At 65.8% G+C, this 20,484-nt stretch carries 12 protein-coding genes; 6 read left to right on the top strand and 6 right to left on the bottom strand.

What is annotated here, in order from left to right:
• Positions 1–9: 9 nt before the first annotated feature.
• Positions 10–1,317 carry an MFS transporter gene (locus IGS60_RS12030; protein WP_230504564.1) on the bottom strand — a complete coding sequence of 436 codons (1,308 nt, stop codon included), beginning with the start codon at positions 1,315–1,317 and terminating at the stop codon, positions 10–12.
• A gap of 334 nt (positions 1,318–1,651) precedes the next feature.
• Between IGS60_RS12030 and IGS60_RS12025 the strand changes: the two genes are divergently transcribed.
• Together IGS60_RS12025 and IGS60_RS12020 are read left to right on the top strand one after the other, a co-directional pair.
• Positions 1,652–3,367: a CehA/McbA family metallohydrolase gene (locus IGS60_RS12025; RefSeq protein ID WP_230504562.1), complete on the top strand. Its 1,716-nt coding sequence runs from the start codon at positions 1,652–1,654 to the stop codon at positions 3,365–3,367.
• Between the two features lie 214 nt (positions 3,368–3,581).
• A complete protein-coding gene (locus IGS60_RS12020) occupies positions 3,582–5,687 on the top strand; it encodes a prolyl oligopeptidase family protein (RefSeq protein WP_230504560.1) in 2,106 nt (701 codons plus the stop codon).
• A gap of 151 nt (positions 5,688–5,838) precedes the next feature.
• Here IGS60_RS12020 and IGS60_RS12015 read toward each other — a convergent pair whose 3' ends face one another.
• Entirely contained in the window at positions 5,839–6,462 is a 624-nt protein-coding gene (locus IGS60_RS12015) for a glutathione S-transferase family protein (protein WP_070222237.1), read from the bottom strand.
• 252 nt (positions 6,463–6,714) lie between these two features.
• Between IGS60_RS12015 and IGS60_RS12010 the strand changes: the two genes are divergently transcribed.
• Positions 6,715–9,420, top strand: a complete 2,706-nt coding sequence (locus IGS60_RS12010) for a M1 family metallopeptidase (protein WP_230504558.1) — start codon at positions 6,715–6,717, stop codon at positions 9,418–9,420.
• A gap of 500 nt (positions 9,421–9,920) precedes the next feature.
• On the opposite strand, the gene IGS60_RS12005 is transcribed toward IGS60_RS12010, so the two are convergent.
• Positions 9,921–10,799, bottom strand: coding sequence for a LysR substrate-binding domain-containing protein (locus tag IGS60_RS12005; protein WP_230504556.1), 879 nt, complete (start codon positions 10,797–10,799; stop codon positions 9,921–9,923).
• Positions 10,800–10,910: 111 nt separating this feature from the next.
• Between IGS60_RS12005 and IGS60_RS12000 the strand changes: the two genes are divergently transcribed.
• Entirely contained in the window at positions 10,911–11,807 is an 897-nt protein-coding gene (locus IGS60_RS12000; protein ID WP_230504554.1) for an alpha/beta fold hydrolase, read from the top strand.
• A gap of 145 nt (positions 11,808–11,952) precedes the next feature.
• Positions 11,953–12,681, top strand: coding sequence for a YceI family protein (locus tag IGS60_RS11995; protein WP_230504552.1), 729 nt, complete (start codon positions 11,953–11,955; stop codon positions 12,679–12,681).
• On the opposite strand, the gene IGS60_RS11990 is transcribed toward IGS60_RS11995, so the two are convergent.
• Entirely contained in the window at positions 12,644–13,273 is a 630-nt protein-coding gene (locus IGS60_RS11990; protein ID WP_034754929.1) for a LysE family translocator, read from the bottom strand. The genes IGS60_RS11995 and IGS60_RS11990 overlap by 38 nt on opposite strands.
• A 156-nt stretch (positions 13,274–13,429) precedes the next feature.
• Here IGS60_RS11990 and IGS60_RS11985 point away from each other — a divergent pair, with 156 nt between their 5' ends.
• A complete protein-coding gene (locus IGS60_RS11985) occupies positions 13,430–16,330 on the top strand; it encodes a hybrid sensor histidine kinase/response regulator (RefSeq protein WP_230504550.1) in 2,901 nt (966 codons plus the stop codon).
• On the opposite strand, the gene IGS60_RS11980 is transcribed toward IGS60_RS11985, so the two are convergent.
• Both IGS60_RS11980 and IGS60_RS11975 read right to left on the bottom strand, forming a co-directional pair.
• Complete coding sequence (locus IGS60_RS11980; protein WP_230504549.1) at positions 16,315–17,223, bottom strand: alpha/beta hydrolase; 909 nt, start codon at positions 17,221–17,223, stop codon at positions 16,315–16,317. The two genes, IGS60_RS11985 and IGS60_RS11980, sit on opposite strands and share 16 nt — an antisense overlap.
• 2 nt (positions 17,224–17,225) lie before the next feature.
• A complete protein-coding gene (locus tag IGS60_RS11975) occupies positions 17,226–20,375 on the bottom strand; it encodes an NAD(P)-binding protein (RefSeq protein WP_230504546.1) in 3,150 nt (1,049 codons plus the stop codon).
• Positions 20,376–20,484: the final 109 nt, after the last annotated feature.

Genomic DNA, 20,484 nt, shown 5'->3' with positions numbered 1-20,484 from the left:
GCGCTCTCCTCAGGCCGCGGCCATGTTCGGTTCGGCCGCCAGGCCCGTGAAACGGGCGGCGATGGCGCACAGGGCCGAAATCACCACCAGCGCGCTGAGGATGATCAAGGTCTGGCGGATGTCGCCCGTGCCTTTCATCAGGAAACCGGCCGCCACGGCGCCCACGTTGCCGCCCGCGCCGATGATGCCGGCCACGCCGCCGAGAGCCTTGCTGTCGATGAAGGGCACCAGCGCGTAGGTGGCGCCGCACGCCATGTGGGTGAACAGGCCGAAGACCAGCATGGCGATGACGGCCCAGGTGACGCTGTCGACCTTGGCAAACCACAGCAAGCCCACGCCTTCGCCTATCATCAGCATGAACAGCAGGGTCACGCGGCTGTTCAGGTTGCCGCGCAGGGCCAGCTTGTCGGACAGCCAGCCGCCCAGGGCGCGGGCAAACAGGGCCAGCAAGCCGAAGCTGCCGGCGGCCAGGCCGGCCGATTTCAAGGACAGGCCGAAATGGTCGACGTAATAGACGGCGGCGATGTTGTGGATGAAGATTTCGATGCCGAAGCAGGCGCCGTAGGTGACAAACAGCAGCCAGACGCGATAATTGCTGCTGGCGGCCTTGAAGCTGGCCCAGCCACCGCTTTTACCACCACCTTTACCGCCTTCGATGGCGGTGCCGGCGGCGCGCAAGTCCGAGTAATTACCTTCAGGGCAATCCTGCGTATAACGCCAGTACAGCACGGCCATCACCAGCATCAGCACGCCCGGCACCAGCAGGGCCACGCGCCAGCCCAGCGATTCGGACACGCCCAACATCAGCACGGCGCCGAGCAGCAGCGGCATCAGCGCCTGCGCCGCGCCGCCGCCCGCATTGCCCCAGCCGGCGGCGGCCGCGTTTGCCGTGCCGACAACACGCGGAGCGAACATCACGGAGGTGTGATATTGCGTGATGACAAAGCTGGCGCCGACGGCGCCGATGCCCAGGCGGAAGAACAGAAAGCTTTCATAGCTTTGCGACGCGGCCACGCCCAGCACGGGAATGGCGCCGAGCAGCAGCAAGCCCGTGTACGTCTTGCGGGGGCCGTAGCGGTCGCACAAGGGCCCGACGATCAGGCGCACGAGGATGGTGATGGCGACGGCCGCGATATTGATGTTTGCCACTTGCGCCAAGGAAAGGCCGAACTCGCCCTTGATGACCGGCATCAGGGGTGCGCAGGCGAACCAGGCGAAGAAACACACGAAAAATGCCATCCACGTCAGGTGGAATGCCCGCATGGGCGGCGTGGCGAGGGAGAAGAGCGCGATGCGCGTTGCTTTTTGGCTGGCCATGATGGTTTCCCGAAGTATCCCGAAAATAACAAAGATGCAAACAAAAACGGCGCCCGCCCCCGCCGATGAAAAAATCAGCCAGAGCGGACGCCGTTGTCCAGGTGGTCCGTCGTTGGACCGTTGTGCGTTTATTCAGGGGATCGCCGTTGATCCGTCCCTTCTGTTTAGCAAGCCCCGTGCCAGGCCCGTCCAAGGGGCAGGGTGCCTATTTGTACGGACTTTGCGCCAGGTCATGGCACCTGGCGGTGCAGGCACGCCTCTTCTTGGTGCGTCGGGGAACTCGAAAGTGCAATGTTTGTCTAATTGATATTGAGTTCATGAAGCGGAGGCCGGCATGTTCGGGCAACTGCGGCAATGGCAGCCACGGCGCGGCTTGGCGCGCGCACTGGCATGCGTCTGCGTGGGTACGCTCTTGATCGCCTGGAGTAACACTGCCGCAGCGCAAGATGGCTCTCCCGAACCCAGGGAGCACAGCGAACTGGACGCGACAGTGTTCGCACCGTTCCACGCGGCGCGCGGCGAGCGGATCACGCAGGCGCGCACATTCGTCGTGCGCCTCACGTATCCGGACGAAGGCCGCCCGCATGCCGTGCGCTGGACCTTGACCTTGTCCGGTCCAGGTCCGCAAGGCGCCGTGCTGCGGCGCTGGTCGGGCATGGAACAGGTGGGCGCCGGCGGCAAGCGCGTCAACTTGCCCTGGGATGGCCGCGCCGATGCCGATGCGCGCGAACGGCGCATGCTGGCGCCGGACGGCTTGTACGCGCTGCGCCTGCTGGCCGTGGCCGATGCCGGCACGCCGCGCGAAGCGCAGGTGGAACAGCAATGGCAAATCGCGGTGCAGCGGGGCGCCAGCACGGCGCCCCGGGTGCCCGCCTTCCAGGCCGGCCTGCAACAACTGTCCCGCCTGGATGAGGAGCCCGGCTACCGCATCGTCTACGCCAACCTGCACAGCCAGACGCGCCACAGCGACGGCGGCGCGGCGCTTGATGCCTGCCATGGCGCGCAGGAGCCGCAAACGGCGCCGTTCGGCCCCATCGACGCCTATAAATATGCGCAGGATCACGGCCTGGACGCCCTACTGACATCCGAGCACAACCATATGTATGACGGTTCGGACGGAACCAATCCCGCAGCCACGCCTGCCGAAGCGAAGGCCTTGTACCAGACGGGGCTGGCCGAAGCGGCCGCCTATACAAACGCCCACCCCGGTTTCCTGGCCCTGTACGGCATGGAATGGGGCGTCATCAACAAGGGCGGCCACCTGAACATCTTCAATAGCGACCAATTGCTGGGCTGGGAAAGGAATGCCCGGGGCGAATTGCTGGCCGACCTGGAAACGCCGAAAAACGACTACGCCGCCCTGTATGCGCTGATGCGCGAACGGGGCTGGATAGGCCAGTTCAACCACCCTGCCTATGCGGGCCAGTTTCTCGTCGATGGCCAGCCGCTCGGCTACACGCCGGACGGCGATGCGGCCATGGTGCTGTGCGAAGTGATGAATACATCCGCGTTTTCCACCAACGACCAGGAAACGGAAACGCGGCGCAGCAATTACGAGGCGGCCTGCAACCGTGCCCTGGCGGCCGGCTACCACGTGGCCTTCAGCAGCAACCAGGACAACCACTGCGCCAACTGGGGCGCGTCGTACGGCAACCGCACGGCCGTGCTGGTGGCCAGCCCGGCCGCCGGCATGCCCGTGTCACGCGACAGCTTCCTCGACGCGCTGCGCGCGCGCCGCGTCTTTGCCACCATGGACAAGCACGCGCAGCTGCTGTTCACGGCCAATGGCAAGCTGATGGGCGAGCGTTTCGACAACCACGGGCCCTTGCAACTGTCTACCAGTTTCAGCAACAGCGCGGGCCGGCAAGCGGCGGCCGTCGCAATTTTCCACGGCGTACCGGGCGGCAACGGCTCCGTCACGCAACTGTCGGACCAGGCCGAGCTCACCGTCACGCCCGCGCCCGGCCCCCATGTCTATTACGCGCGCCTGACGCAGGACGACGGCAACATCGTCTGGTCGGCGCCCGTGTGGGTCAATCAGCTGCCGTGAACGCCGCGCATCAGGGCACGGCAACGGCACGGACTGGTACACCAAGTGCCGCAGATTCTACGGCCCTGCTCTTTTCCAGCAAACAATATTGGAAAAGTAACTATTTTTTCAGGTAGCCGTCCATAGACACTGGTTCCTCACAGCAATCCATGGCACCATGGCTGCGCCGTTTTGCCTGCAACGCGGCCTCCACCGGACCAACCAGGAACCTTACATGTCGTCATATCGCACTCTCGCCGGCAGCATGCTGCTCGGCCTGGCCGCAGCGGGCATCGCCCACGCGCAAGCCCCCGCCCCTGCCGCCGCCAACACCGATCCCCACCTGTGGCTGGAAGAAGTCCTCGGCGACAAGCCGCTGGCCTGGGTCAAGCAGCACAATGCCGTCACCACCAAAGAGCTGGAAGCCCAACCCGGCTTCGCGGCCCTGCAGGCGCGCCTGAAAACCATCCTCAACTCAAAGGAACGCATTCCCTACGTCAGCAAGGAAGGCGCGTTTTACTACAATTTCTGGCGCGACGCCCAGCACGTGCGCGGCATCTGGCGCCGCACCACCCTGGCGCAGTACCAGCTGGCCGAACCCGCGTGGGAAACCGTGATCGACCTCGACCAGCTGGCCGCCGGCGAGAACGAAAACTGGGTCTGGGGCGGCGCCTCCTGCCTGTATCCGAAGGGCGAACGCTGCCTCATTTCCCTGTCGCGCGGCGGCGGCGACGCCAAGGTGGTGCGCGAATATGACGTGGCCAAGCGCGCCTTTGTCGACGGCGGCTTCACCCTGCCCGAAGCGAAAGGCAGCGCCAGCTGGATCGACCAGGACACCTTGTTCGTGTCCACCGATTTCGGCCCCGGCTCGATGACCAGCTCGGGCTACCCGCGCATCATCAAACAGTGGCAGCGCGGCACGCCGCTGGCGCAGGCGCACACCTTGTATGAAGCCAAACCGGACGACATGAGCGCGGGCGCCTACAAGGACTTCACGCCCGGCCACGAACACCAGTTCATCGAGCGGCAAATCGATTTCTACAGCGGCGAAATGTTCCTGCGCGAAGGCGCCGATCTGAAAAAAGTGCCGAAGCCGGACGACGCGACGGCCTTCACCGTACGCGATCAATTGATCATCACCCTGCGCTCGGACTGGAAAGTGAACGGCAAGACCTACGTGCAAGGCTCGCTGCTGGCGTCCGACTTCAAGGCCTTCATGCAGGGCAAGCAGGAGCTGGAATTGCTGTACGCGCCCACGGCCACCTCGTCGCTGGACAATGTCACGGCGACGAAATCGACCATCCTCGTCACCACCCTGGACAAGGTCAAGAACCGCCTGACGGAACTGCGCCACGTGAACGGCAAGTGGCAGCGCCGCGCCGTCGACGCGCCGAAGCTGGGCACTCTGGCCGTCAGCGCGCTCGACCCGGTCGATTCGGACCAGTACTTCCTGACGGTGACCGACTTCCTCAATCCGACCACCCTGTATCTGGCCACGGCGCAAAGCGACCAGCGCACGAAAATCAAGTCGCTGCCCGCCTACTACGATGCGGCGCCGTACAAGGTGGAGCAGTTCGAATCGACGTCGAAGGACGGCACAAAGGTGCCCTACTTCGCCATCATGAACAAGAAGACGAAGTTCGACGGCAGCAACCCCACCGTGCTGTATGGCTATGGCGGCTTTGAAGTGTCGCTCAAACCGAGCTACAGCGGCACCACGGGCGTGGCGTGGCTGGAAAAGGGCGGCGTGTATGTGCTGGCGAATATCCGCGGCGGCGGCGAATTCGGCCCCCGCTGGCACCAGGCGGCGCTGAAGGAAAACCGCCAGCGCGCGTATGACGATTTCATCTCGGTGGCGCAGGATCTGATCAAGCGCAAGGTCACCAGTCCGCGCCACCTGGGCATCATGGGCGGCAGCAATGGCGGCCTGCTGACGGGCGCCGTGCTGGTGCAGCGTCCCGATTTGTTCAACGCCGTCGTCAGCCAGGTGCCGCTGCTCGACATGCGCCGCTATAACAAGATGCTGGCGGGCGCTTCGTGGATGGGAGAGTACGGCGATCCGGACGTGCCGGAACAATGGGCCTACATCAGCAAGTACTCGCCGTATCAGAACGTCTTCAAGGACAAGAAATATCCGCGCGTGCTGTTTACCACCTCGACACGCGACGACCGCGTCCACCCAGGCCATGCGCGCAAGATGGTGGCGAAGATGGAAGAGCAAGGCCACGACGTGCTGTACTGGGAAAACACGGAAGGCGGCCACGCGGGCGCCGCCAACAACGACCAGCAGGCGCTGATGTGGGCGCTGACCTACACCTTCCTGCACGAGCAGCTGAAGTAAGTGGTGATGTCGGATTACGCGCTCACGCGCTAATCCGACCTACCCGGCTACCGGGCTGTCGGCCGGCGTAGGTCGGCGTAGGTCGGCGTAGGTCGGCTTAGCCCAACGGGCGTAAGCCGACAACATTGTTGAAGCGGCCCGCACGCATGGCCTACTTCGCCTGCGCGCTGGGCCGCTCGGCGATGCGGTCGCGGTAAGCCTGCAGGTTGGACAACCCTTCCGCGCCCGGCCGGTACTTCATCAGCCCGCGTACAAATTCCAGTGCGCAGAAGGCCGTGATGTCGGCAATCGTAAAGCGTTCGCCGGCGATGTAGGGCTGGTGGGCCAGCACCTGGTCCAGCCATTGCGCCGTCTCGCGCAGCTTGCCCGCCTGCGCCGTGGCGAAATCGGGAAACTGCGGGTTTTCCAGCGCCACCAGGGCCGGATGCCCGTGACGCACCCAGTTGGCGGCGGCGCTGAACAAATGCAGTTCCACGCGGCGGTCGGCCATTTCAATGAAGGCGCGCTCCTCGAATCCCTCGCCCATCAGGTTCGGCTGCGGCTGCAAGCCTTCCAGGTAGGTGCAGATGGCGCGCGTCTCGGTCAGCACGCGCCCGTCGTCCAGTTCCAGCACGGGCACGCGGCCCAGCGGGTTTTTCGCCAGGAAGGCGGGATCGCGGTGATGGCCGGCCATCAGGTCGAGCGCCACTTCCTCGATGCCGGTGATGCCCTTCTCGGCGATGAACATGGTGACGCGGCGCGGATTGGGCGTGCGGGGGCTGATAGTGAGTTTCATGTGCAGGTCTCGTCTCGTTATGGTGGTGGCCAATCAGGCGCGGCGGCAGCCTGTGGCAATGCAGTCAGACGCCCATCATACCAGCGCACCGGCATGGTGCGGCGCCCCTGGCGCGTTGACTTTGCTCCCGTTTCGCCTTAGATTGCTGTACGGGAACGCTGGCCGCCAGTTCCAGCGATGTCCCCCACACGTCATCAACGCCCGCAGCCTATCCGGCTGGCGGGCGTTTTATCCATGAACCAAGGGCATACCATGCATCGCACACCGACTCCGCGCTTCCGGCGCAGCCAACTGGCCGCCGCCGTCCTGGCACTGGCTTCCATCACCGCAGCCCATGCGGACAACGCCGCTCCCGCCGCCAGGTACGTCTCGGCCAGCCATGCGCCCGGCACCACCACGCAGCTGCCGCGCGGCGTCACGCCTTTGCACTATATCGTGTCGATCACGCCGGACGCCGCCGCCTCTACCTTCAAGGGCGAGGTGGCCATCAAGGTGGCGGTCGACGCGCCGACCGCCAGCATCACCTTCAATGCCTTGAACCTGACGTTTGCGGCCGCCGCCATCGAAGGCGCGGGCGGCAGCAAGCAGGTGACGCGCAAGATCGAGTTCGACGCGGACAAGCAGACGGCCACCGTGCATTTCGCCGAACCCGTGGCGAAGGGCGAGTACCTGCTGCGCATCGATTACAGCGGCAAGATCGGCACGCAGGCCACGGGCCTGTTTTCGCTCGACTACGACACGCCGCAAGGCCGCCAGCGCGCGCTGTACACGCAGTTCGAAAATTCGGACGCGCGCAGCATGCTGCCATCGTGGGATGAACCGGACTACAAGGCCACCTTCGATCTCAACGTGGTCGTGCCGAGCAACCAGATGGCCGTCGGCAACATGCCGATCGCCAGCAGCGAGGAACTGGGCAATGGCATGAAGCACGTGTACTTCGCCACCACGCCGCGCATGTCGACGTATCTGCTGTTCTTCGGCCTGGGCGACTTCGAGCGGGCGACAACGATGGCCGACGGTACGGAGATCGGCGTCATCACGAAGAAAGGCGCGCTGGCGCAAAGCCGCTTCGCGCTCGACGAGTCAAGCGCCCTGCTGCGCGAATACAACGATTATTTCGGCGTGCGCTATCCGCTGCCCAAGCTCGACAACATCGCCGCGCCGGGCCGCAGCCAGTTCTTCGGCGCCATGGAAAACTGGGGCGCCGTCTTCACTTTCGAATATGGCCTGCTGCTTGACCCGGCCATCTCGACCCAGGCCGACAAGGAAAACATCTACACCACCCTGTCGCATGAAATGGCGCACCAGTGGTTCGGCGACCTGGTCACCATGCGCTGGTGGGACGACCTGTGGCTCAACGAAGGTTTTGCGTCGTGGATGGAAAGCCGCACCACGGAGCGTCTGCACCCCGAGTGGAACACTGCCCTGTCCAGCGTGGGCGGGCGCGAGTCGGCCATGAGCCAGGACGCGCTGCGCACCACGCATCCGGTGGTGCAGCGCATCGCCACCGTGGAGCAGGCCAGCCAGGCCTTCGACGGCATCACGTATCAAAAGGGAGAAGCGGTGATCCGCATGCTCGAAGCGTATGTCGGCGCCGACACGTGGCGCACGGCCGTGCGCAGCTACATGCGCAAGCATGCGTATGGCAATACGGTGTCCGACGACCTGTGGCGCGAAGTCGATGCGGCCGCCGGCAAGCCGGTCAGCGCCATCGCCCATGATTTCACGTTGCAGCCGGGCGTGCCGATGATCACGGTGGACAACGCCGTGTGCCGGAACGGCAATACGCGCGTGCGCCTGACGCAGACGGAATTTTCCAAGGACCAGCCGAACAAGAAACCGCTGTCGTGGAAAGTGCCCGTCATCGCCTCGACCGTCGGCAACGGCAAGCTGGCCACGGTGCTGGTCAGGAATGGCAAGGCGACCTTGAACGTGCCCGGCTGCGGCGCCCTGCTGGTGAACGCGGGCCAGAGCGGCTACTACCGCACCGTGTACGCGCCTGCCAACACGCGCGCGCTGGCGCGCAGCTTCGCGCGCCTGGCGCCGATCGACCAACTGGGCTTGCTGGCGGACAGCCAGTCGCTGGGCCTGGCCGGCGCGCAAAACCTGGCCGACTTCCTGGAACTGGTGAAAGCGACGCCGCTGTCGGCCGATCCGCAGGTGCTGGGCAAGGTGGCCGCCTCCCTGGGCAGCCTGTACGAACAATATGCGGGCGATAGCGCGGAAAGCAAAGCGCGCCAGCAGGCCTTCGGCCGCTTTGCCATGGCGCGCCTGGCGCCGATGATGGCGCAGACGGGCTGGGAAGCGCGCGCGGGCGAAGCGTCGAGCGTGGCGACCCTGCGCGGACAGCTGATCGCCATCCTCGGCGACATGGGCGAACCGGGCGTGATCGCCGAGGCGCGCCGCCGCCATGCGGCCAGCGAGCAAGATCCCGCCGCCATGCCCGCACCGCTGCGCCGCACCATCCTGGGCGTGGTGGCCCAGCATGCGGACGCCGCCACCTGGGAGCAGCTGCACGCCAGGGCGCAGCAGGAAAAGACGCCGCTGGTGAAGAACCAGCTGTACGACCTGCTGGCCTCGAGCGACGATCCCGCGCTGGCGCAGCGCGCGCTGGCACTGGCGCTGACGGATGAACCGGGCGTGACCAACAGCCCGGCCATGATCTCGCGCGTGTCGCGCACGCATCCGGAACTGGCCTTCGACTTTGCGCTGGCGCACCTGGAGCAAGTCAATGCGCGCATTGACGCCAGCTCGCGCAGCCGCTACTTCCCGCGCCTGGCCGCCGGTTCGGCGCAGCCGGACATGATCGCCAAGCTGGAAGCATACGCGCAGGCGCACCTGCCGGCCGGCGCGCGCGGCGACGCCGACAGTTCCGTGGCCGGCATCAAGTACCGCATCAAGCTGCGCGCCGAACGGCTGCCGGCCGTCGATGCATGGCTGGCGAAACAGGCGGGCTGATTGGCTTTCCCGGCGCCGCGGCGCCGGGAACGGATGAAAACGCAGGCAAAAAAAAACCGGCTTCGCAAAGTGCGGTAGCCGGTTGAAACGCTGTTTCGAGCGCAGGGATAAAACGGGAAACACATGAAAACGTGGAAATCGTGCCGGTCATTGAGGTGTCCGGCAACCTTGCGCCCGGGGTCTCCGTGCGCCATGTATCCACTATGCCAGTCCTTCCCTCGGGCAGGCTTAGGACTTCATTAAAGCCCCGCCCGATTCCTGCATTTCCCCTGCCCCACCCTGCAAATACTGCCATAAAACAATTTTTACATGTCTGGTGCCGATGGTTGAGCTCACCGGCTAAGCTGTTGAGTCATGCCTGCATCCTATCGCTCCCGGAGCGTAGTGATCTGCGCAATGCATGCTGTGTGCCAACGAAAGCATCATAACAGCGGCATATGACCGCCTTATGACGCAGGCTAAACTTTCACGCTTTCATCGGCATTTCAGCGCCGCCGGCATCACGCGTGAAACTGGTGCCGCTGTCCCGCGCCGCGCACGGCGTCCACCAGCGCCAGCACGGCCGGCGTATTGTTGCGTGGAAAGGCATAAAAACGGGCATCGGGTAATGGCGGCAAGCCCTCTTCCGCTCCCAGGATGCGCAAGCCGTCGCGCAACTGGCTGCGCGCCACGGGCGTCACGGCAAAGCCGGCCAGCGCCGCCGCCACGCAGCCGGCCATGCTGCCGCTGTCAAACGCCAGCCGCCAGGCACGGCCCGCCTGCGCCAAAGCGGCCAGCGCCGCTTCGCGGTACACGCACGGCGAGGGAAACAGCGCCAGCGGCACGGGCAGTTGCGCATCGGGCAGGCGGCCGGCCGCATACGCCCATACCAGCGGCTCGGCCCACAGCAATTCGCCGGCCCCTTCCGTGCGGCTGCATTGCTTGCCGAAAATGACATCGATCTGCTCGTGCGCCTGGCGCCGCAGCAGGTCGGCCGTGATGCCCACCTTCAATTCGATCGACGCTTGCGGATGCCAGCGCTGGAACGTCTGCAGCACTTGCGGCAGCCACGTGCCCGCGAAATCTTCCGACGCCCCCAGGACCAGCCGCCCCTGCACCGATACACCGCTGAGCCTGGCCCGCGCCTCGCGTTCCAGGTCGACGATATTGCGCGCATACATGTACAGCAGTTCGCCGGCCGCCGTCAGCTCCAGGCTGCGCGTCGTGCGCGCCAGCAACTGTTTGCCGGCGCTGTGTTCCAGGCGCTTGATATGCCCGCTGACAGCCGACGGCGTCAGCGCCAGGTTTTGCGCGGCCAGCGCGAAGCCGCCCGTATCGACCACTTCCAGCAGGCTGCGCAGGAGGACGATGTCCAGGGTCATTGCCGGCAAGGCGTGCATGGTACGCTCCAATTCATCAAGATATGCTCATAATATCGATGAATTGCTCACGAATCAAATGCATTGCCGGCGCTACCATGCAGTTCTCCCCTCACCTTCGTCAGGAATGCCATGCAAGACTATCACTACATCGCCACCCCGCTGCTGGACGTGGCCTACCTGGAATGGAACGCCGCCGGCAGCCGCTGCGCCGTGCTGGTACACGGCTGGCCCGACAGCCCGGAAAGCTGGGCCAAAACGGCGGCGGCGCTGGCCGCCGCTGGCTACCGCGTGCTGGCGCCCGCCCTGCGCGGCTTCGCGCCCACGCGCTTTCACCATGCGGACACGCCGCGCAGCGGCCAGCTGGCCGCGCTGGGACGCGACTTGCTCGACTTTATCGATGCGATGCAACTGGATCGGCCCTTGCTGGTGGGCCATGACTGGGGCGCGCGCGCCGTCGCCAATGCCTGCGGCTTGCGCCACGATGCGGCATCCGGCCTCGTCATGCTGTCGGTAGGCTATGGCACGAATGACCCACGGCAAGAACTGTCTTACCAGCAGGCGCGCAACTACTGGTACCACTGGTTCATGGCCACGCCGCGGGGCCAGCATGCCGTCGAGCATGACCGCCACGCGTTTGCCCGCATGATGTGGGACAGCTGGTCGCCCGCCGGCTGGTATGGCGAAGCCGATTTCGCGCAGGCCAGCCGCGCTTTCGACGGTCCCGACTGGGCCGAGGTGGTGCTGCATTCCTACCGTCACCGCTGGGCGTTTGTCGAGGGCGACCCCGCGTACGCAGCCGACGAAGCGCGGCTGCACCCGGCGCCCGTCTTGCCGGTGCCCACCCTGGTGCTGCATGGCGCGGCCGACACCTGCAACCATCCGGACAGCTCGGCCGGACGCGAACGCCATTTCAGCGGCGCCTACCAGCGCGTGCTGCTCGAAGGCATCGGCCACTTCCCGCAGCGCGAAGCGCCGCAGGTGGTCGCCAGCGCCATCCTCATGTTTGTCGACGGACAGGCGCGGTAAACGCTATCCCTGTACTCCGTCCTTGCGCGGCCGCCTGCGAAGGGGCTAGCGCCGGGCAGGCTGGATCGCGTACTATCGCCCCATCGCCCCATCGCGCCTTGCGCCTCTGCACGCGCTGTCCATGTCCAGCCAGGAGTTTTCATCGATGCACACTGTTCACCGCCGCATGCTGCTGGCCGGCGCCTGCGCCGTGCTGCTATCCTGCACGCCCTTGCCGCCCGCGCCGGCCCCCGCTTCCGCGCCGGCCGCCCCTGCCGCCGTGCCGGCGCCCGCGTGGCAGCGGCAAGACATGCAGCTGCTGCACATCGCGCCCGCAGAATCGCTGCTGACCATCACCGTGCGCCGTGGCGGCGCGCTGGCGCGGCTCGGGCATGATCACGTGGTGGCCAGCCGCAGCCTGCAGGGCATCGTGGCGCCCGCGCCGGGGCGCGCGCAGTTGCGCTTCCGGCTCGACGAGATGACTGTGGATGAAGAAAGCTTGCGCCAGGCGGCGGGCCTGGCGACGACGCCGTCGGCCGATGCCATCGCCGGCACGCGCCACAACATGCTGGTGCGCGTGCTCGAGGCGGAACGCTATCCGTGGGTCAGCATCGAGGCGCGCCGCACGGGCGACCAGCAGGTGTTTGATGCGGACATCACCCTGCATGGCGTGACGCGCACGGTGCAGTTGCCCGTGCGGATCGAGCAAGCGGCCGACGGGCGCAGCCTGCAGGCCAGCGGCAGCCTGCTGCTGAAGCAGAGCGACTTCGGCATCGTGCCGTTCGCCATCCTGGGCGGCGCCATGGCCGTGCAGGACCAGATGGAACTGGCGTTCCGCATCACCGCCCGGCAAGAGGTCAGCGCGCCAGGATCAGGCGCAAGCCCAGGCCGATGAAGATGGTGCCGGCCACGCGGTCGAGCCACAGGCCGGCGCGCGGGCGGCGGTTCAGCCACAGGCCGACGGCGCCGGAAAAATAGCCGAGCAGGCCGAACAGCACGCACGCCTGCGCCGTGAAGACCAGGCCCAGCTGCGCCGTCTGCCAGCTGGCATTGCCCTGGCCCGCGACGATGAACTGCGGCAGGAACGAGAGGAAAAACAATACGACTTTCGGATTGATACTGTTGGCAAACAGTCCCTTGCCGAACAAACGCAGCAAGGATTCGTCGGGCAAGGCGGCCGCACCATCGACTCTGGCGCCGCCACGGCTGCGCAAGGCGCCGATGCCCAGCCACACCAGATAGAGCCCGCCGGCCACTTTCAGCGCCGTAAAGGCCGTGGGCGAGGCGGCCAGCAGGGCCGACACGCCGATGGTCGCCAGCACGGTATGCGTGAGGCAGCCAAGGGCGCAGCCCAGGCCGAACGCCATGCCCTGACGGCGCCCGCGCGACATGCCCACGCCCAGCACCATCAGGTTGTCGGGGCCGGGACTGGCGGTGATCAAGACGGCGGCGGCCAGGAAGGCCAGGAACTGGTCGGGACTGAGCATGAATATCTCGCGGACAAAAGCGCCATGATACCGGAGCGGGCGCCAGGCGGACAGGACATGAATTTGCCCGTGTGTCACCGAGAGTCGATTAAAATGGACACTCCACAGCAAACGGCGTTGCCGCCAATTCCCGCGCGACCATCACCCACTCCATCGATGCCAGCCCACTCGCCCCCTCCCTGCCACCGCGCTTCCAGCTCCCGCGTCAGCGCCTGGCTATGCGGCTGGCCGCTCGTGCTCAGCCTGCTGTTCGGCCTGCTGGGTCTGGCGGGCGCGGCGCAGGCGACGCCCTTGCCTCTGAGCAAACAAGGCCTCGCTCACCTGGGCAAGGGCGGCCAACTATTTCTTGCCGAAAATGAAGCCGCGCCTGCCGATGTCGCCGCCCTGCCCGCCTGGCTGGCGCGCCAGCGCCCGGCCGACCAGGTCGACCTGTTCGGCGGCGCCTACTGGCTGCATGCGCAGGTGCGCAACGACAGCAGCGAAGCGGCCTGGGTCATCGACCCGAACGACACCCTGATCGACCTGGTCGACGTCTACGTGTATGGCCCGGGGCCGCACGCGGCGCCGCGTACCTTGCTGACGGGCTACCAGCGGCCGCACGACTATTTGCTGCACTACGGCATGAACGTGCAGCTGGCGCCGGGTGCCACGTACGACATCCTGATCCGCTTTTCCAGCCCCTACTACGCGCGCGCGCCCCTGTTCGGCGTGAAGACGCAGCACGACTACCGCAAGCTGGTGGGCAAGGAAAACTTCCTGATGGTGGCCTCCATCGGCGCCCTGCTGGCGCTGGGCCTGTTCAATTTCTTCATCTTTTCCATCACCCTGGAAAAGGCGTCGGCGTATTACGCGCTGTACGTGCTGACGTACGGCCTGGCCTGGGCCATGACCTTCCACGTGTTTGCCGACCTATTCGACTGGCACCAGCTGCAGCTGCATTACGTGCCGTTTTTCCTGCTGCCCGTCTTCAGCACCCTGTTCTACATGCATTTCCTGCGCCTGCGCGACTACTCCCTGCTGCTGTACCGTCTCAGCAATGTCAACCTGGCATTGCCCTTGCTGCTCCTGCCCAGCTGCTTTTTCGCCCTGTCGTATGCGCACACGCTGGCCACCATCGCCATCAGCATCTGGATGCTGCTGGCGCTCATCTGCGGCATCGTCGTCTGGCGCCGCGGCTACCAGCCGGCGCGCTTCTTCGTGCTGGCCTTCGTCGCGCTGATGCTGCCCGGCTTTCTGATCCTGCCGGCCAACCTGGGGCTGATGCCGGCCATGGTGGCCAACGCCCAGCTGGTGACCCTGCTCGGCGGCACCTTCGACGGCTTGCTGCTGGCCTTTGCCCTGGCCGACCAGATCCGCCTGCTGCGCAACAACCTGGAACAGCGGGTGCAGGAACGCACCCTGGCTCTCACCCTCAGCAACGACGCCCTGCTGAAGGCCAAGGAGCACGCGGAAGTGGTCAGCCGCCACCGCATCGATTTTCTGTCCGCCATGAGCCACGACATCCGCACGCCGCTGGCCGGCGTGATCGGCATGCTGAAATTCGCCCTGCGCGACCAGTCCGTGCGTGGCCGTACGCAGGAATACCTGCGCATCGGCCTGCACAATGGCGTGTCGCTCCTGACCATCCTCAATGACATCCTCGATTTTTCCAAGATCGATGCGGGCAAGCTGACCCTGGAAACGGTGGACTTCGACTTGCTGGCGCTGATCGGCGACGCGGCCGGCATCGTGCAAGGCCAGGCCGACGCCAAGAGCCTGCTGCTGCGCCGCGAACTGGCGCTGGACCTGCCGCGCTACGTGCGCGCCGACCCCACGCGCCTGCGGCAGATCCTGATCAACCTGCTGGGCAACGCGCTGAAATTCACGGCCAATGGCGAAGTGCTGCTGGAAGTGCGGCGCGCCCGCACGCCGCCGCGCCGCGATGGCCGCAGCGAGATCGAATTCCTCATCAGCGATACGGGTCCCGGCATCGACGCGGACACCTTGCCGCGCCTGTTCCAGAAATTCGAGCAGGCCGACCATTCCACCACGCGCCGCTACGGCGGCACGGGCCTGGGCCTGGCCATCTGCAAGGAACTGGTCGAACTGATGGGTGGCACGATCGGCGTGGAAAGCCGGGTCGGCATCGGTTCGCGCTTCCACTTCACCTTGCCGCTGGAAGACGGCAGCGCGCCGGCGGCCGATGCGCGCCGGCCGGTGCGCCAGGCGCGCCACGCCTGCCGCCTGCGCATCCTGTGCGCCGAAGACGTGCGCACCAACCAGATCATCATCGGCACCCTGCTCGAAAGCATGGGCCATGAGGTCACCATCGTGGAAAACGGCGAACAGGCGCTGCGCGCGCTGGGATCCAGCCCCTACGACTGCGTGCTGATGGATGGCCGCATGCCGGAAATGGATGGCGAACAGGCCGCGCGCCTGATCCGCGACGGCGGCAATGCCCAGTTCCCCATTCCCGACGCGCAGATTCCCATCCTCGCGCTGACGGCCAACGCCAGCGAACATGACCGGCAACGCTACCTGGCCGCCGGCATGGACGACTTCCTCAGCAAGCCCGTCGACGAAGCGCTGCTGTTCGAGAAAATCGACGCCATCATCGACCTGCTGCTGGCGCGCGGCCACGCGCTGCCGCAGGCCGCACCCATCGACGACGACACCCTGGCGCGCCAGTTCGGCCTGGACGATGCCGACGACGCGCAGGCGCAAACGCCGGCGCCGGCCGATCCCATGACGGCGCCCGTGCACATCCTGCCGCTGGCAGGCCTGTCGCCGCAGCACTTGCAGCGCATCGCGCAAGCGTTCCTGACGGAAGCGCCGCGGCGCCTGGACCTGGCTTGCCATGCCGTGCGCGACGGCAATGCCAGCGCGGCGGCGGCCGCTTTCCACGCCTTGAAAGGCAGCGCAGGCTACCTGAGCCGCCCCACCCTGCACGGCCTGTGCCACCAGATGGAAACCCTGGCCTCGAATGGCCAGCTCGATAATGTGGAACAGTTCCTGCCGCAGCTGCGGGCGGCGCTGGACGTGGCGCGGCGCGACCTGGAAACTCAGCCCGAAGGCTGAGGCATCCAGCCCCGCGATTGCAGCCACGCCAGCAGCAGTTGCGGCCACGCGGCCGGTTCGCTGCCCGGCTTGCCCAGGCCCCAGCCATGGCCGCCGTGCCGGAACTGGTGCAGTTCCACAGGCACGCCGGCGCGGCGCAGGGCCGCCGCCATCAATGTACTGTTCTCGGGTGGAGAAATCGGGTCGTCCAGCGCCTGCGCGATGAACATCGGCGGCGTGCGCGCATCGACGTGGCGTTCCACCGACAGCGCATCGCGCGCCGCCAGCGTGGGGTGGCTTCCCAGCAGCTCTTTCTTCGCATGCGTCGTGTCGAACGGCGGCTGCATGGTGAGCACGGGGTATAGCAGCACGACGAAATCGGGCCGCGCGGAGACGCCATCGATCGCATCGACGGGCGCATACAGGGCGGCGTCCGGCTGGACGGCCGTCATGCCGGCCAGGTGCGCGCCGGCGGAAAAACCGAGCATGCCGATGTGCGCCGGGTCGATGCCCCACTCGGCCGCACGGGCCCGGATCACGCGCATGGCCCGCTGGCCGTCCTGGAACGGCGCGGCCCCGCCGCCTTCCTGCGGCAGACGGTACACGAGTTCAAACGCCGTGACGCCCTGTGCTTGCAGCCAGGCGGCGGCGGGGCCGCTTTCCTTGCCCGCCTCGATATGCGCATAGCCGCCGCCGCTGACCAGCAGGACCGCCGTGCCGTCCGGCCGCGCCGGGCGGTGTGCGATCAGGTAAGGCTGCGCCACCTGCGTGATGGAGCCCTTGGCGCTGTCGCGCTGCGGACCCGGCGCCGCGCCGCCGGGCGGAGCGCCGGGCCACAGCACAATGGCGCCCGGCGGCGCGGCGCCCGCGTGCAGGTGGATCAGGACAAGGCACAGCAGCATCAGGCCTCGCATGCCTAGAAATCCGTCTCGCCCTGGATCACGGCCGGATAGCCGGTCATGGCGCGCGAGGTCTGCATGCCGGCCATCACGGCCGCCTCGACGCAGCCCGCGTTCAAGCCCGTCCTGATCCAGTCGCCCGTGAGGAACAGGTTACTGAAGCCCGACTGGTCGGTCGCCAGCCGGTACTGCGTGCTGCCCACCACCGACATCACGTAGCGCTCGGACGGGTCGACGTTGGCGCGCCAGTACTGGCTGTCGAAGCGCGCCGGCCCCGTGCCGGCCTTCGCATCGACCAGCCATTGCCACGGAAACGCGCCGGGCGCGCCCGCCTCGGGCCACAGCGCGCCGATCTCGCGTTCCAGCTGATGCAGCGCGCCCTGTTTCGCCTTGGCCGCGCAGCGGGCGGGAAAGCCCGTGTCGGTGACGGGCGGGTAGCTGTCGACGGGGAAGGCGCTGCAAAAGTACGAAACGTTTTTCGGTTCCAGCCCCACCGGCCAATCCTCGTGCGCCAATAATTGATCCATCGGCGCCCACGTGTCGTACGGCTCCGTGAAGGCCGACAGCACCGGTTGCTGGCCCTTCGGCTGCGTGGTCCAGCCCATCTGAGACAAATCCTTGTTGAGCCAAACCTGGTAAGCCTGCGTGGCCACCGTTTTCACCTTGTCGGCCGCCAGTTGCAGAGCCGGACTTTGCGCCAGCAGTTGCGGGCACAGGGCTTGCAGCGAGCCGATGGAAATGCCGAACACCACCTTGTCGAAATCGACGCCCTTCTTCAATACCGTGGCGGGCAGCGCGCGGCCGAACGCCTGCGCATACTGCTGCGGCCAGTCGCTCCAGTACGATTCCAGGTTGACTTCCTGCGCCTGCAGCAGCGCCGCCTGGGCCGGTTCGATCTGCGCGTAATCGGGCGCGCTGGGCCAGCACGGCAAGCCTTTCACGTCCACCAGCGGCGCGTAACCGGCGGCCGGGTCCTTCAATTGCACCTGCTGCGTGATGCGGATGCTGTCGATGTCGCCCGCGCCCGGCACCAGTTCTTCCACGCGCTGGAAGAACTTGAATTCCACGCCGCGCTTGCGCAGCACCTCGTACAGCGGTGTGAAAATCGTGTCGCCCATGCCGGCCTGCATCTTGAACATGATGCCGCCCTTGTAGGCCAGGCCGATGCGCGCCATCGAACGCAGCAAGGTGCCCGCCTCGATGTTCGGCTTGGAAAAATCGCCGTCCTCGTAGGCAAACACCAGGTCGTAAAAGCCGCGCACGGGCGCCGAATTGACGCTGAACTGCTCGTCGCCGCCATGCTTGCGCAGCCAGGCGCGGAAATCGATGTCGTTGATGACGTCAAAGCCGTTCTTGAACACGCCATCCTCGAACATGCCCTTCATGACCGTGATGCCCAGGTCCAGGCAGGTGAACAGGCGGCGCAATTCATCGTCGCCATCGATCAGCGCGCGGTAGCGCAGGCGCAGCCAGGCGCGGATGCCGTTCAGGGTGCTGGCCAGCAGCTGGTGGCGGGCCTGGTCGTGGCGCGTGGAGTCCGGCGCCAGGTCGGCCACCAGCGCCGCCAGCGCGCCCACGGACAGGCCCACGTCCAGCCCCAGTTCATCGGCCTGCCCCACCACTTCGTCGGCCAGGCGGCGCAGCCAGCCCGGCCACACGCCTTCGCCTTCGCCGTCACCTGGCTGCGCGCTGGCACGCACGATGCGCGCGTCGGCGTCCGCCACCTGGCGGATCTGGCGTATCCACTGCTCGATCCAGCCCACCATGGCGATGGCCATCTGCCACAGGGTGACGTCTTCGCCGCCCTCGCCCGGTTCGCCCGGCAAGGTGGGAAAGACGATGGACCAGTTGCGCCATTGTCCCTTGACGTCTTCCGACAGGGCCACGTAATCGTGTTGTTTAAAAGCGTCGCGCCAGGTGGCCAGCGGCGCGCCGGGCGGGCGTTCCAGGCTGGCGTAGGCTTCCTTGATCATCCTGAAGGCGTTCGCGTAGAAGCCGAACCAGATGTGCAGGCCGTGCTCCTCGATGCGCTGGCCCGCATGCGCATTGCGCCCGCTGGCGCCCTTGCCGCCCAGGCGCCAGCCCAGCTGGTAGACGGTGATGGCGTGCCGGTTTTGCCAGCCCGGCTGGTTCGTCAGATAATACGCGGTGGTCATGGCCGCCACGCCGCCGCCGAGAATGGCGATCTTTTCCGGCGCGATGCGGGAATTGTCGACCAGTTCCTCGCCCGGCATGGCCGTGAAGTCGAAATTTACATTGAAGGGCAAAATCGCCGCCTGCGGTCCCAGCTGCAAACCCAGGGTCTGGTCCAGCGGGAAGCTGTCGAAGGCGTGCACCGTGCATTCGTATTCATAGCCGAGCAGGCGCGCGCTGTGCAGGCGGTTGATTTCGGCCGGTGCGGCCACCAGGGCCTGGTACACGGCTTTCACGCCCGCGCTGTCGGGGAATTGCTTGAGGAAAATCTGGTCGATGCGCGGGTTGCGCAGCAAGGACAAAATATCGGCCCAGCCAGCCTGGTCCATGTCGAAGAAATCGGGAATGGAGAGAAAAATCTCGAATGCCTGCTCGATGAGTTCAAGGAAACTGTTGACGGGTTTGTGCGGCCCCGTCTGCACGGTGGCATTGACTTCCAGCAGCGGGTGCAGGGCCAGCTTCGTTTCCGGCGAAAAATGCTGGAAGCCTTTGGCGGCGACGGAACAGCGCAGCGGCTCGCTGCCGGCGGCGGGAATCTCGTAGTCGCACAGGTATTTCGGATAGCCGAACAGTTCGCGCCCGTTGATCAGGGCCATGGCGTCATCCACAAAAATGTGGCACGGATACCAGTAGATATGCGCGAGCTTGCCGCGTTCATCCATCTGGCCGACCATGATCCAGGTGACGATGTCGACTTCCGTGATCCAGCCCTTGGCCTGGTCGACGGGGTTGGCCGAGTCCGCATGGTTGACGCGTGTAAACGTCAGCATCACATACGGCGACAGGGCTTTCAGAGTCATCTTGCTGCCGGCCACCTGGTTCAGGGTGGTATTCACGGTGGCCTGCAGCTTGGCCAGGTCGCCCCTGACGAAATAGCCGTACATTTCCGACTGTTTCAATTGCAGCGGCGAGTGCATCATCACCGAACCGTCCTGATAGATATACGAAGGTCTTGCCGAAGGTATCGCCGTCATTGCCCTGCCCCTAAATGAAGTTTCAGACAAACAAGATTGCTATAGTGTATTTGAGAAAGAACAATGAATGATATGAAATAAATTAAAGGCTTTGCCAAGATGCATAGGC

This window comes from Janthinobacterium sp. FW305-128, from assembly GCF_020858135.1.
Taxonomy (GTDB): Bacteria; Pseudomonadota; Gammaproteobacteria; order Burkholderiales; family Burkholderiaceae_D; genus Janthinobacterium.
Note: the sequence above shows the minus strand (reverse complement) of the source record. Positions and strands in the feature narration are given on the sequence as shown.